Consider the following 13,410-nt stretch of genomic DNA (forward strand, 5'->3'; position numbering starts at 1 on the left):
GGTCAGGACGCGGGCACCGACCGGGGCGCGGGCGTCGGCAGGGGCGCCGGCGTCGGCAGGGGCGCGGGCGTCGGCAGGGGTCAGCCCGGTGAGGGGGCCTGGGCGGCGCGGCGGACGGGCATCCAGGTGGGCACGGGGGCACCGGTCAGGAAGTCGCCGGCCAGCCGGGTGCACAGCTCGGGCTTCTCGTGCAGCAGGACGTGGGACGTCCCCGGGACGACGGCGAGCTGCGCGTCGGGCAGACCCCGGTACAGCTCCAGGGTGTGCTCCAGCGTCACGATGTCGTCGTCGGCGGCCATGACCAGCACCGGGCACGTCACGGCCCGAAGCTCGGCCGCCGCCAGGGCGGGCTCCTCGTTCACCGCCCGCACGATCTTGGCCACCACGACCGGGAGATGGCCGGCGCCGTCGGGCGACACCTCCGCGTAGGCCGCGACCACGGGCGGGGGCATCTCGCCCTCGGCGGAGGGCCGGACGAGCATCGCCTCCATGTCGAAGGCGCAGCTGACCAGGACGAGCCGGTCGACCAGGTCCGGGCGGCGCAGGGCCACCCACAGCGCCACGGCCGCACCGGCGCTGTAGCCGGCCAGCCGTACCGGCCCGCCGACGACCTCGTCCAGGAACGCGATCGTGTCCTGCGCCATCACCTCGACCGTGATCGGCCCCGGCACGTCGGCCGTGTGGCCGTGGCCGCGGCGTTCGGGCAGCAGCAGCCGGAACCGGTCCGCCAGCGCGCCGAGGTTGCCGTCGAAGTCCCTGCTGTCGGAGAAGCCACCGTGCAGCAGCACCAGCGGCTCCCCTTCGCCGCGCTCGTCGTACCACATGCGCACACCGTTCACATCCGCGTAGTCCGCCATCGTGGCGCCGTCCCCTCGTTCCGCTCCCGGTGACCGTCACCGGGTACGCGGGTAGTACGAAGCGGGGCCCGAGAACTCATCGCCCGCGCGGGAAAATCTTCAGGACGTCCGCCCCGCCCCCGGTTCCAGGACGTCCGGCAGGCCGAACAGCGGGAAGAGCCGCCCGGCGTCGAGGTAGGTCGTCACCTCGGTGACCAGCCCATGCGAGAGCGTGAGGACCATCAGCGCGAACGGCTCCGGCCGGCCGCCCGGCCCGTCCGGCCGGTACTGCGCGAACGCGGGCGAGCCGTTGGCCGTGGTCGCCAGCAGGCGCGCGCCCGCGCAGGGCCGCCCGGCCGCCAGCAGCACCTCACGGATCGCGGCCCTGCCCCGCAGCCACCACGCGAACGGCGGCATGGACATCACGGCGTCCTCGTGCAGCAGCGCCACCATGGCCTCGACGTCGTACCGCTCGAAGGCGTCGCAGTACCGGGCCAGGAGCCGCCGCTGCGCCGGGTCCATCGGCCGGTAGGGCTCGCCCGGGTCGGCACGGACGGCCCTCAGCGTCGTCCGGGCGCGCTGCAGCGCGCTGGTGACGGACGCCACCGTGCACTCCAGCAGCCCGGCGACCTCGTCGGCCTTCCAGCACAGTACGTCACGCAGGATCAGCACCGCCCGCTGGCGGGGCGGCAGGTGCTGCAGCGCGGCGACGAACGCCAGGCGGACCGTGTCGCGCTGCGCGGCCAGCTCCGCCGGGTCACCTCCGACGGGCAGCACGCGGCCGTCCGGGACCGGCTGGACGAAGGCGCTCTCCGGCAGCGGCGCGCCGAGGCCGGGACCGGCCTGCGCCGACGGGCCGAGGTCGATCGCCGAAGCTCGGCGCCGCGCGCCCCGCAGCATGTCGAGGCAGACGTTGGTGGCGATGGCGTGGAGCCAGGACCGTAGCGGCGCGCGGCCCTCGTCGAACCGGTCGAGGCTCGCCCAGGCGCGCACCAGGGTCTCCTGCACGGCGTCCTCCGCCTCGAACGGCGAGCCGAGCATCCGGTAGCAGTGACCGGCCAGGGCGATCCGGTGCGGCTCCAGCAGGTCCGCGCCGCGCGGAGGGGGCGGGCCCGCACCCTCGGGGGCGGCCCGGGGGTCCTTGGGGCGCGACGGCACGGTCGTCCCGCCGTCGGCCCTCGCATGACCGGTCACGCACGCGAGGGTACCGCCCCTCAGCCGGTGAGCCGCGCGCTCCCCCGGGTCCCGCCCGGCAGCCGGTACGGCTCGCCGCAGAAGTAGCGGTTCAGCGCGTCGAGGACGGACAGCAGCATCGGCACGACCCCGGGGTCGTTGCGCTGCACGTTGACCGACACCGTCATCCGGCGCGTCCCGGTGGCGTCGGCGAAGCCGAAGGTCTGGTAGCCGGGGATCGAGCCGGTCGCGCCCCACATCGGGCCGCAGGTGAGCGCCACCGACTCCAGCCCGAGGCCGTACTCGGGGAAGATCGGCGCCTGCGGCGTGGCGACGCCGGTGCGCATCCGCGCCAGCAGCTCCGGGCCGACGAGCCGGCCGCCGAAGAGCGCCCGGTGGAAGCGGTTGACGTCGCGGGCGTCCGACACCACGCCGTAGGCCGCCCAGGCGAAGGAGGGGTTCAGCCGGGTGACGGGCCTGAGCGCGCCGGGCGCGGCGGGGTCGGCGCCCCGGGGCAGGTGGTAGCCGGTGGCGTGCGGGCCGCGGATGACGTCCGAGGTGACGGGCAGGTACGAGCGGGTCATCCCGGCCGGGCGGAAGATCCTCCGGTCGAGCTCCGCGCTCAGGTCGCGGCCCGTCACCTTCTCCACCAGCAGCCCGAGCAGGATGTAGCCGGTGTTGGAGTAGGCGAAGCGGCCCCGCTCGGGGCGCGGCAGCCGCTCGGCCTCGGCGACGAGCCGCCCGGGGGTGTAGGTGCGCTCGCCGTACCGCTCGGGATCGGCGAACTCGGGGGCGGCGACGTAGTCGGCCAGGCCGCCCGTGTGGTTCAGCAGCTCCCGCACGGTGATCCGGTCGCCGTCGGCGACGTGGCCGGGCAGCCGCTCGCCGATCGGTTCCTCCAGCCTCACCCTCCCCTCCTGGACGAGCTGCAGGACGGCCGCCGACACCATGGTCTTGGTGAGGCTGGCGACGCGGAAGCGCGCCTGGCGCGGCACCGGCCCTCCCGTCCGCAGGTCGGCGGTCCCGGCCGTGCCGATCCAGGTGCCGCGGTCGTCGTCGATCCTGGCCAGCACGCCGGGCGCGCCGGCGGCCACGACGGCGTCCAGTGCCCGGCGTACCCCGGCGGGATCTTCGTGACGGGTGTGCGCGACGGCCGGTGAGGCCGGCAGGAGTCCCGCGACGACGAGGGCCGCGGCCGCGATGCGACGGCCGTTCGCTGACGGCATGCGCGTCTTCCTTCCGATGGAGGGGTGGGTCGGTCTCCATCCTGGAAGCGCCGGTGGCCGCCCTCCTCCCCCATGGTGACGATCTTCGTCTGCGACGGTGGTCGCACCCGCGTACGACCGTGGGGGCGGGGTGCGCGGGAGGTGGGCCGCGCGTGCCCGCGGGCCGGCGAGAGGGCGGGGCGAGGGCTTCGAATCGCGCGCCGCCCATTGACGCGGGCCCGCCGCCGGGCTACTAATACGCCTACGCCCGCTTCACCACCCCCTGCGAACGCCGTGAGATGTTAACGTTAACAACGCGTGGAGGCCGTCGAATGCGCACCCGCCGAAGGGGCCTGGCCGCTCTGCTCGCCGCCTTCCTGGCCCTGGTCCTCGCCCCGCCACCGGCTCGCGCCTCCCTCACCGTGACCTCGCCGTGACCTCACCGCCGGCCTGACGAGACAAGGACGAATCGAATGCCCCCCACCCCCGTGCGCCGCACACTGGTGACCGCGCTGGTCACGCTGCTCGCCGTGATCGGCGGCCTGCTCCTGCCGGTGACGGCCCACGCCTCCCCGGCCGTCCAGTACACCAACCCGCTGGCCGCCCAGCGCGCCGACCCGCACATCTTCCGCCACACCGACGGCTACTACTACTTCACCGCCACCGTCCCCGAGTACGACCGCATCGTGCTGCGCCGCGCCACCACCGTCCAGGGCCTGTCCACCGCGCCGGAGACGGTCATCTGGCGCAGGCACACCAGCGGCGAGATGGGCGCCCACATCTGGGCGCCGGAGATCCACTTCATCAACGGCAAGTGGTACGTCTACTTCGCCGCCGGCCGCGCCGACGACGTCTGGCGGATCCGGATGTACGTCCTGGAGAGCAGCGCCGCCAACCCGCTGACCGGCTCCTGGACCGAACGCGGCCGCATCACCACCCCCTGGGACACCTTCGCGCTGGACGCCTCGACGTTCGTCACGAACGGGGTCCGCTACCTCGTCTGGGCCCAGCAGGAGCCGGGCATCTCCACCAACTCCAACCTGTACATCGCCCGCATGGGCGCCAACCCGTGGACGATCACCGGCCCCACCACCCGGCTGACCGTGCCCACCCTGGCCTGGGAGACGCGCGGGTACAAGGTGGCCGAGGGGCCCGCGGTGATCCAGCGCAACGGCCGGCTCTTCCTCACCTACTCGGCCAGCGCCACCGACGCCAACTACTGCCTGGGCATGCTGACCGCCTCGGCCTCGGCCGACCCGCTCAACGCCTCGTCCTGGACCAAGAGCCCCAACCCGGTCTTCGCCAGCAACGCCTCCACCGGCCAGTACGGCCCCGGCCACAACTCCTTCACCGTCTCCGAGGACGGCCAGAGCGACATCCTCGTCTACCACGACCGCAACTACCGCGACATCACCGGTGACCCGCTCAACGACCCCAACCGCCGTACCCGCGTCCAGAAGGTCCACTGGCGGGCCGACGGCACCCCCGACTTCGGCATCCCCGTCCCCGACGGCGTGACCCCGGTGCGGCTGATGTCCTACGACGTCCCGGGCTCCGCGGTACGCCACTGGGAGTACCGGGCCCGCCTGGAGGCGAACGTCTCCCCGCTGGCCGACTCCCAGTTCAGGCTCGTCACCGGCCTGTCCGGGTCGGGCACCGTGTCCCTGGAGTCCACCAACTTCCCCGGCTACTACCTGCGCCACCGCGACCACGCGGCCTGGGTGGAGAAGAGCGACGGCACCGCCCTGTTCAGGGCCGACGCGAGCTTCACCCGCCGCACTGGGCTCGCCGGTTCCGGCACGGTGTCGCTGGAGTCGGCCAACTTCCCCGGCTACTTCCTGCGTCACCGCGCCGGCCAGGTGTGGGTCGAGCAGAACGACGGCACCGCCACCTTCCGGGGCAACGCGAGCTTCGTCCTGGAGTAGAACGCGCACGGGGCGTCCCCCGCGTCGGCCGGATCGGGACGCCCCGGCGCGTACCGGAACGCCGTCCGGTCTTCCCCGCATGGGAGCGCGGTCCGGTTCTCACCGGCCGTGGGAAGGCCGGACGGCATCGCACCCTCCACGAGGACGACCTCCTCGTGGAGGGTGCTCTGCGCTACCGGGCGGGACCCTGCCGGGCCGGCATCACGGCTCCTGTCAGGAGATGCTCCACTGCTGGGCGTTGTTGCCGCTGCAGGTCCACTGCCGCACCTCGGAGCCTGCGGCCGTTCCCCAGTTGTAGTTGTCCAGGCACAGGCCGCTGTGCCGGTTGGTCAGGGTGGAATGACCACCTCCCACCGAGGTGACGCGCCACTGCTGGACGGCCAGGCCGTTGCACGTCCACTGCTGGACCGGCGCCCCGGCCGCGGTGCCCCAGTCACGATTGTCCAGGCACAGGCCGCTGTGGCGGTTGACGATCGTGGAGTACCCGTCGGCGGCCGGGAGGATCTGCCAGTCCTGGAGCGCCTGTCCGGTGCAGGTCCACTGGCGCACCTCGGCGCCGGGGGTGGTCACCCCGTTGTAGTCGTCCAGGCAGAGGTTGCTGTGGCGGTTGCGGATGCGCGCGTAGGCAGGGGCGACCTCACCGGAGGGGCCGGGCAGGACCGTGGAGGTCGAGACCGGCACACCGAGGTCAGGGGTGCCGTCGGCGTTCCACGAGATCTTCTGCACCCGGGTGGTGCGGGTGGTGCCGCAGCCCTGGCTGGAGGAGGAGTTGGCGTGGTAGGCGATCCAGGTCTCGGTGCCGTCGGGTGAGGTGAAGAACGAGTGGTGGCCGGGGCCGTAGACGCCCGCCGCGTCGTTGCGCTGGAAGAGGGGGTTGGCGAACTTGGTCCAGGATGCGGCCGCCAGTGGGTCGCCGCCCCGGTACTCCAGCATGCCGATCTTGTAGTTGGGGCCGTTGCAGTGGCTGGCCGAGTAGGTCAGGAAGGTGCGGCCGCCGCGCTGCAGCGCGAAGGTGCCCTCGTTGACGGCGCCGTTCTGGCGCTCCCAGGCCAGGGTGGGGGCCGAGATCCGCCGCCCGTACGCGCTCGCCGTCCAGGGGTTCGACATCGGCGCGATGAACAGCGACTGCAGGTTGTCCTCGGGCGCGAACGCCGAGAAGGTCATGTAGAGGTTGCCGTTGAGCTTGAGCAGGCTGGCGTCGATCGCCCAGCCGTTGTTCGGCATCAGGTTGACGATGCCGCGGACGGTGTAGGGACCCATCGGGTCGGATCCGGCACTCTCGGCGACGTGGGTGCGCCGGGGCAGGCTGCCCTGCTCCACCGAGTAGTACAGGTACCAGCGGTCGCCGACCATCTCCAGGTGCGGGGCCCACATCGTGTTGCCGCCGGTCCGCACGACGACCTGCTCGGGAGCGCTGCGCAGACCCGCGATCGTGGGCGAGCGGCGCATCACGACGTCGGCCGACCAGGTGGTCGCGACGTAGTAATAGAACCCGTTGTGGAAGACCAGCGTCGGATCGGCGCTGTTCGGCACGCCGACGACGGGGTTGGTGAACGAAGGGCCGGGCGCCGCCGCGGCGCGAGCGGGGCCGACGGCGGTCGCGGTGGTGGTGGCGGTGCCGGTCACGGCTGCGGCTGCGGTGGCGGTGCCGGTCACGGTGGCGGTCACGGCTGCGGCCGGGCCTGCGGCCACCAGCGACTGGCACAACGTGAGCAACGCCACGACGGCCGCCGCGAACGCGGCACCGGGGCGACGGCGCACGGGCCGTGGGGAGGGACGTACGAGCCTGGTCATGGGGGGTACCTCTCGGTGGACGATCGGCCGGAAAGACGCGACGGATTTTGTTAGCGCTAACACATAAAAGCGGCGCACGGTGGGAGTGAATGCAGGCGATAGACGTGTTAGCGTTAACAAAGAGCGGCCCATGAAAAGGACCGTTCGTCGCGTGTAACGCAGTCTTAACCCGCGTGGGCGGAAGGTGTCAACATCGTCCGGCCAGGATCCGTCCCGTCCGGACGGGCGGGCGGGCGCGACGGGGCCTCCGTCGCGCCGGTCTTGAGGCCTCTTCCCTGCGGGAACGGGGTCCACCGGAGCCGAGCGCGCTCGGCGGTCCTGTTAGCGTTGTCGCATGGGGAGTGAGCGTCTTTGAGGGCGAAGTCGAACGATGACCGGCCGTCCTCCAGACCTGCGGTGCTGGAGGACGTCGCCGCGCTCGCCGGAGTGTCGGCGATGACCGTGTCGCGAGCGCTGAACGCGCCCGAGCGGGTGCAGGTCGAGACCCGGGCGCGCGTGCTGGCCGCGGTGCGGGAGCTGGGCTACCGTCCCAACGCCGCAGCCCGCCAGCTCGTCACGGGCCGGTCCGGAGTGCTGGGGGTGGTCAGCATCGACACCCCCCTGTACGGTCCGGTCTCGACCCTCTACAGCATCGAACGCGCCGCCAGGCTCAACGACTACTCCGTGAGCATCGCCAGCCTGAGCACGCTCAACCGGCGCTCGATCGAGGAGAGCCTCCGCCAGCTGCAGTCCCAGCTGGTGGACGGCGTCATCATCGTCGCGCCGCACGAGTCGGCGGCCGACGGCCTGCGCCACCTGCGGTCGAAGATCCCCGTGGTCGCGGTCGACGCCGGCGCGGGCCTTCCCGTTCCCGTCGTCATGGTCGACCAGAGGGCGGGAGCCGCGCGGGCGACCAAGCACCTGCTCGACCTCGGCCACGAGACGGTGTGGCACCTTGCGGGCCCGGCCGACTGGATCGACGCCAACGGCCGGGTCGAGGGCTGGCGCGAGACGCTGGAGGCCGGGCGGCATCCGGTCCCCGAGGTGCTGCGCGGGGACTGGAGCTCGCGATCCGGTTACCAGCTCGGCCGTCACCTGGCACGGGACCCCGAGGTGACGGCCATCTTCGCGGGCAACGACCAGATGGCGCTGGGCGTGCTGCGGGCCCTGCGCGAGGCCGGGCGGCGCGTTCCCGAGGACGTCAGCGTGGTGGGCTTCGACGACATTCCGGAGTCCGCCTACTTCTGGCCCCCGCTCACGACGGTACGGCAGGATTTCGAGGAGGTCGGCAGGCACGCCTTCCACGTGCTGCTCGACCGGCTGGCGGGCAGGCCGAGCCAGATCCGCCGGCTGGTGGAGCCCGAGCTCATCGTCAGGGAGAGCACCGCGACCGCGCCGCGCTGACGCTGGCCGGTCCCGGGCCGGCACGGCCGGTCACGCACCGCACCGGCCGTCCGGCCCCGCATCGGCCACTCGCCCCCTCCGTACCCACCGTCCGGTTCGGCCGTTCAGCCGTTCGGCCGGGCCGCCGTCAGGGCTGGAACAGCGCGGCGGGCGCGTCGCGCACATGGGCGGCCAGCGGTCCTGCGACGTGTTCGGCGTCGCGGGTGACGCCGCGCAGGGTGTTGGAGGCGAACGAGCGCTGGAACTCCAGCCCGACGTACACCAGGCCCGGATGGGTGGTGGAGATCCCCCCGGCGTGTCGGGGCGCGCCTTCGGAGTCCAGGGCGCCCAGGGGACGCAGGTAGCCCAGGGCGGGCCGGTACCCGGTGGCGAAGACGACCGCGTCGGCGCGCTCGCGCGTACCGTCGGCCCAGACGACGCCCTCGGGGGTGAAGGCGGTGAACATGGGACGGCGCCGCATCCTCCCCGAGCCGAGCGCCTCCCGGTAGCGGCCCTGGTCCAGCACCAGGGTGGGCCCGCCCATCGCGGCCAGCCATTCGGGTGGCAGGTCGTCGAACCCGGTCGCGGCCAGCCAGTGGTGGATGTCGTGGCCGCGTACGCGCTGGTCGAGGAACGCCACCGGGGCGCGGGTGGCCAGGGTGACCGTGGCGACCCCCGCCAGCTCGTGGCCGACCTGGACGGCGGAGTTGCCGGCGCCCACCACGATGACGCGCAATCCGGCGTACGGGGCGGGGTCGCGGTAGTCGGCCACGTGCGTCAGGTGTCCGGTGAAGTCCTCCTGGCCGGGAAGCCGGGGCAGGTACGGGTTGGCGAAGGAGCCGCTGGCGGCCACCACGCCCCGGGTGCGCAGCGGCCGCCCGTCGCCGGTGCGCACGACGAAGCCCCCGCTTCCGTCGCGCTCCACCGCCTCGACCGGGGTGTTGACGCGGATGTCGGCCCCGTCGGCCCGCAACCGGTCGGCGTGGTGGAGCAGGTACTCCACCACCTCGTCACGATGCGGATATCGGTCGTCGTCACCCCCGTGGGGGAACGGCAGGGCGCCCAGGGCGCTGTGGCGGGCGGGTGAGAACAGGGTGAGGCTGTCGTAGTAGGACGGCCAGGAACCGGCCGTCCGCTCGCCGGCCTCCAGGACGACGGGGGTCAGGCCGGCGTCCAGCAGGGCGCGGGCGGCGGCCAGCCCGGACTGGCCGCCGCCGATGACGACGACGTCGAGGGCGTCGAGGGCGTCGGTGACGCCGGGGGGATCGGTGCTCATGACACCGCATCATATCTTCGAATCCAGAAATGACAATATGACGTGACGGGGTGATGCTATGACCATGAGCACCGACGGGATCGAGTTGAGCGATGCGGCACGCGCCTTTCTCAAGGCGATGGCCAGCGAGACCCGCCAGCAGATCCTGGCGCTGTTCGCCGGCGGGGCGGAGCTGACCGTGTCCGAGGTGGCCGAGCGCCTCTCGCTGGCCCAGTCGGCCACCTCCACCCACCTGGCCACCCTGCGCGACGGCGGCGTGCTGGCCTCCCGCCGGGAGTGGAAGACCGTCTACTACCGGGCGGACGCGGGACGGATCGGCCGGGCCCTGAGCGACCTGCAGGCGAGCCTGCGGGCGTGCTGCCCTCCGGGCGACCGCTCACCGGACGCCCCCTGCGGGTGACCCTCGCGACCGGCGACGGGGACGAGGCCGCGACGACCGGCCCGGCGGGAGAGGCCCGTCGGGCCCGGCACCTCACAATTTAGGTATGCGTCTATATTGACAACCCTCAAATCAGTGGGCACCCTGGTCCTACTTAGACAATCTTCTAAACAGTAGGGGCCGGGGCTCACCGTCCCCGGCGCCCCTGACGGTCAGCGCACGACGCACAGGAGACGACCATGAGTGATGGATGTTGCGGCCCGGCGGCCGTCGAGATCGAGCCGTTCACGTCCGCGAGCTCCACGGGGAACGGCGCTGAGCGCTCCGAGCCGCCCGTGGTGGTGATCGGCGCGGGCCCGGTGGGCCTGGCCGCGGCCGCCCACCTGGCCGAACGCGGCGTGGACTTCCTCGTGCTGGAGGCCGGCCAGCACGCCGGCGCCTCGATCGCCCGGTGGGGACACGTGCGCACCTTCAGCCCGTGGCGCTACAACGTCGACGCCGCCGCCCGCCGCCTGCTCACCGCCGAGGGGTGGAAGGAACCGGATCCCGGATGGCTGCCCACCGGCGCCGAACTGATCGACGACTACCTCACCCCGCTGGCCGGGCACCCCGCGATCGCGCCGTACCTGCGGTTCGGAACCAGGGTGAGCGCGATCAGCCGCCTGAGCCATGACCGCGTCCGCTCCGCGGGCCGACAGGACGAACCCTTCGTGATCCGCCTGGGCGACGGCGACGAGCTCTGCGCCCGCGCGGTCATCGACGCCTCGGGCACCTGGAACACCCCCAACGTGCTGGGCGCCAACGGCCTTCCCGCCCACGGCGAGGCCGACGCCGCGCGGTTCGTCGACCACGCCCTGCCCGACGTGCTGGGCGCCGACCGCGCCACCTACGAGGGCCGCCACACCCTCGTGATCGGCGCCGGGCACTCGGCCGCCACCACCCTGCTGGCCCTGGCGCGGCTGGAGGACACCCCCGTCACCTGGGCCATCCGCGCGGGCGGGGCGGAGCGCACCTACGGTGGCGGCGCGGCCGACGCCCTGCCCGAGCGCGGCGCCCTCGGCACCCGCCTGCGCGCCCTGGTCGAGGAGGGGCGCATCACCCTGCTGACCGGTTTCTTCACGCACACCGTCACGGCCGGGGACGCGGGCGTGACGGTGACCGGCCGCTCCCCCGGCGGCGGCGAGCGGAGCGTCACCGCCGACCGGGTCGTGGCCGCCACCGGCTACCGCCCCGACCACTCCATCGCGAGCGAGCTGCGCCTGGACCTCGACCCCGTCCTCGGCTCCACCCGCGCGCTGGCCCCGCTGATCGACCCCAACCACCACTCCTGCGGCACCGTCCCCGCCCACGGCGAGGCCGAACTGGCCCACCCCGAGGCCGGCTACTACGCCGTCGGCGTCAAGAGCTACGGCCGCGCCCCCACCTTCCTGATGGCCACCGGGTACGAGCAGGTCCGCTCGGTGGTCGCCGCCCTGGCCGGGGATCTCGACGCCGCCCGCGAGGTGCGCCTGGAACTGCCCGAGACCGGCGTGTGCTCCTCCGGCCTGGCCGAGGCGCAGGAGGCGAGGGTGGGCCTGGCCACCGGCATCGGCGGCGGACTGCTCGCCACTCCCCTGCCGCAGGTCACCGCAGGGACCGGTGGCGGCTGCTGCGGCTGAGCCCCGGCGGGTCGTCGCCGCGCCGCCGGTCACGTACGGCGCGGCGACGGCGGCCGTCACGGCCGTGCGCCGACCGGCGCGTTCATCCCGGCCGCCCGGCATCGTCTATGATTTAGACACGTATCTAACCGTGGAGCCGCCGACATGAACGCCACCACCGCCTGCTGCGCGCCGATCGTCCGCGAGCCCATCTCACCGGCCGACGCGGCCGAACTCGCGGCGGCGCTCAAGGCGGTCGCCGACCCCGTCCGGCTTCGGCTGCTGTCGATGATCGGCTCCCACCCCGGTGGCGAGGCCTGCGTGTGCGACCTGACCGGTGCCTTCGACCTCAGCGCCCCCACCATCTCCCACCACCTCAAGACCCTGCGGGTGGCCGGGCTGATCGACAGCGAGCGCCGCGGCACCTGGATCTATTACCGGATCGTCCCCTCGGCGGTGGCCCGGCTGAGCGCCCTGTTCACCCCGCTGGCCGAGCCCGCGAACGTCTGATCCGGCCCCCGGCCGCTCGAACGTGTGCCCGGGGAAGGCGCGCGGCCGGTTCCCGCGACGGCCGTGCGCGCGGGAACCGGCGCGCACGGCCGCTCACCGGGCGGGACGCGGAGCCCGGATCAGCATGAGGTGAGGTGCCACGCGGGCTCCCAGTCGACGTCCAGCCACCTGTTGTCGACCGGATGGTTCGGAAGCACGACCTGCCAGTTCGAGTTCATCCGGTACGTTATGGCGCCACCGGTCTGGTTGTTACGGATCCAGCCACGCCCGTGCCAGTCGTACAGCGAGTAGTCACCGCACAGGTAGAGGTCCCAGATCTTCCAGGTGTTGATCCTGGAGTCCTGGTAGTCGAGCACCGCGACGCAGACGCGTCCGGAGCGGCAGCCCGGCAGGTAGCCGGGTGCACTGAGGCCACGGGCCCCCGTCGCGTAGTGCGGTGCCGGGACGGCTTTGCCGTTTCCCGCCATCGTCGGGTTCGGGTCGAAGGCGGCGGCACCGAGGTCGGCCGCCGGGTTCGGCTCGAGGGCGGGGGCGCCGAGATCGTCGGCCGCCGCCGGGCCCGCGAGCAGCGCCGCGCCGACCAGTAACGACGTGGTCGTCGCGATGAGCTTCCTGAGCATGGGCACGTACTCCGTTCCGATCGTGGATGTGGATGCGGACTGGTACCGCCCCAGTTCAACCGGCGGCCCGCGGTATCGGCCATGATCGGCGCGATCCTGTCCGTGAACTTGGCATCCGTGTCCGTCGGGCTGGTCTCGCGAGGATTCCCGGGCGCTGCGGATCACGCCGGACGCGTCCCGGGTGACGACGGCCGACGGGGAGACGGAAGGCCCCCGCGATCACCGATCGCGGGGGCCTTCGGCACGACCGGCCCGTCCCGGGCTTCCATTAACCCCCTGGGGGTATGTTAGAGTCGCATCACGAGATACCCCACTGGGGTACATGCGAGAGGAGATCCCATGTGCACGGCATGCGCGTGCGACACCGCGGGCACCGGATCCACGCGGGTGGAGACCGGCGGTGAGAGCGTCTACCGGGTCGAAGGGATGACCTGCGGCCACTGCGTCTCGGCGGTCTCCACCGAGATCGGCGAGGTCGGCGGCGTGACCGGCGTCCGGGTCGACCTGGCCACCGGAGCCGTCACCGTCGGCGGAAGCGGGTTCTCCGACGAGGAGATCCGCGCGGCCGTGGACCGGGCGGGGTACGCGCTCGCCGGACCCCTCTCGGCCGGCGCCTCCTAGGACGGCCGGCCCGGGCGGAGGAACGGCGGGCGCGCACCGGCGGGCGCGCCCGCCCGCGGGACCGCTCCCGGA

General features: G+C 73.1%; 12 protein-coding genes. 6 read left to right on the forward strand and 6 right to left on the reverse strand.

From position 1 onward, the window contains the following. Positions 1–80 precede the first annotated feature (80 nt). The 3 genes from ACIBCT_RS37075 to ACIBCT_RS37085 form a co-directional block, all read right to left on the reverse strand. Positions 81–857 (reverse strand): alpha/beta fold hydrolase, encoded by a 777-nt coding sequence (locus ACIBCT_RS37075; RefSeq protein WP_399196680.1) that lies wholly within the window; start codon positions 855–857, stop codon positions 81–83. Positions 858–956: 99 nt separating this feature from the next. Next, complete coding sequence (locus ACIBCT_RS37080; protein ID WP_399196681.1) at positions 957–2,030, reverse strand: sigma-70 family RNA polymerase sigma factor; 1,074 nt, start codon at positions 2,028–2,030, stop codon at positions 957–959. A 20-nt stretch (positions 2,031–2,050) separates the two neighbouring features. Further along, the gene (locus ACIBCT_RS37085; RefSeq protein WP_399196682.1) at positions 2,051–3,235 is read right to left on the reverse strand and encodes a serine hydrolase domain-containing protein; all 1,185 of its coding nucleotides are present in this window, start codon (positions 3,233–3,235) and stop codon (positions 2,051–2,053) included. 452 nt (positions 3,236–3,687) lie between these two features. Here ACIBCT_RS37085 and ACIBCT_RS37090 point away from each other — a divergent pair, with 452 nt between their 5' ends. Further along, a complete protein-coding gene (locus tag ACIBCT_RS37090; protein WP_399196683.1) occupies positions 3,688–5,139 on the forward strand; it encodes a family 43 glycosylhydrolase in 1,452 nt (483 codons plus the stop codon). A gap of 213 nt (positions 5,140–5,352) precedes the next feature. Here ACIBCT_RS37090 and ACIBCT_RS37095 read toward each other — a convergent pair whose 3' ends face one another. Beyond that, entirely contained in the window at positions 5,353–6,933 is a 1,581-nt protein-coding gene (locus ACIBCT_RS37095; protein WP_399196684.1) for a family 43 glycosylhydrolase, read from the reverse strand. Positions 6,934–7,284: 351 nt separating this feature from the next. On the opposite strand from ACIBCT_RS37095, the gene ACIBCT_RS37100 reads away from it, so the two are divergent. Then, positions 7,285–8,316 carry a LacI family DNA-binding transcriptional regulator gene (locus ACIBCT_RS37100; protein ID WP_399196685.1) on the forward strand — a complete coding sequence of 344 codons (1,032 nt, stop codon included), beginning with the start codon at positions 7,285–7,287 and terminating at the stop codon, positions 8,314–8,316. Between the two features lie 127 nt (positions 8,317–8,443). Here the strand turns inward: ACIBCT_RS37100 and ACIBCT_RS37105 are convergent, their stop codons facing one another. Then, entirely contained in the window at positions 8,444–9,571 is a 1,128-nt protein-coding gene (locus tag ACIBCT_RS37105; RefSeq protein ID WP_399196686.1) for a flavin-containing monooxygenase, read from the reverse strand. A 64-nt stretch (positions 9,572–9,635) separates the two neighbouring features. Here ACIBCT_RS37105 and ACIBCT_RS37110 point away from each other — a divergent pair, with 64 nt between their 5' ends. The 3 genes from ACIBCT_RS37110 (at position 9,636) to ACIBCT_RS37120 (ending at position 12,097) form a co-directional block, all read left to right on the forward strand. Continuing rightward, positions 9,636–9,971, forward strand: a complete 336-nt coding sequence (locus tag ACIBCT_RS37110) for an ArsR/SmtB family transcription factor (protein ID WP_399196687.1) — start codon at positions 9,636–9,638, stop codon at positions 9,969–9,971. Between the two features lie 218 nt (positions 9,972–10,189). After that, positions 10,190–11,608 carry an FAD-dependent oxidoreductase gene (locus tag ACIBCT_RS37115; RefSeq protein ID WP_399196688.1) on the forward strand — a complete coding sequence of 473 codons (1,419 nt, stop codon included), beginning with the start codon at positions 10,190–10,192 and terminating at the stop codon, positions 11,606–11,608. A gap of 144 nt (positions 11,609–11,752) precedes the next feature. Further along, positions 11,753–12,097: an ArsR/SmtB family transcription factor gene (locus ACIBCT_RS37120; protein ID WP_399196689.1), complete on the forward strand. Its 345-nt coding sequence runs from the start codon at positions 11,753–11,755 to the stop codon at positions 12,095–12,097. Between the two features lie 119 nt (positions 12,098–12,216). Here ACIBCT_RS37120 and ACIBCT_RS37125 read toward each other — a convergent pair whose 3' ends face one another. Next, positions 12,217–12,717 carry a hypothetical protein gene (locus tag ACIBCT_RS37125; protein WP_399196690.1) on the reverse strand — a complete coding sequence of 167 codons (501 nt, stop codon included), beginning with the start codon at positions 12,715–12,717 and terminating at the stop codon, positions 12,217–12,219. Positions 12,718–13,056: 339 nt separating this feature from the next. Here ACIBCT_RS37125 and ACIBCT_RS37130 point away from each other — a divergent pair, with 339 nt between their 5' ends. Then, positions 13,057–13,338 (forward strand): heavy-metal-associated domain-containing protein, encoded by a 282-nt coding sequence (locus ACIBCT_RS37130; protein ID WP_399196691.1) that lies wholly within the window; start codon positions 13,057–13,059, stop codon positions 13,336–13,338. Positions 13,339–13,410: the final 72 nt, after the last annotated feature.

The organism is Streptosporangium sp. NPDC050855 (assembly GCF_044456585.1).
Lineage (GTDB): Bacteria > Actinomycetota > Actinomycetes > Streptosporangiales > Streptosporangiaceae > Streptosporangium > Streptosporangium longisporum.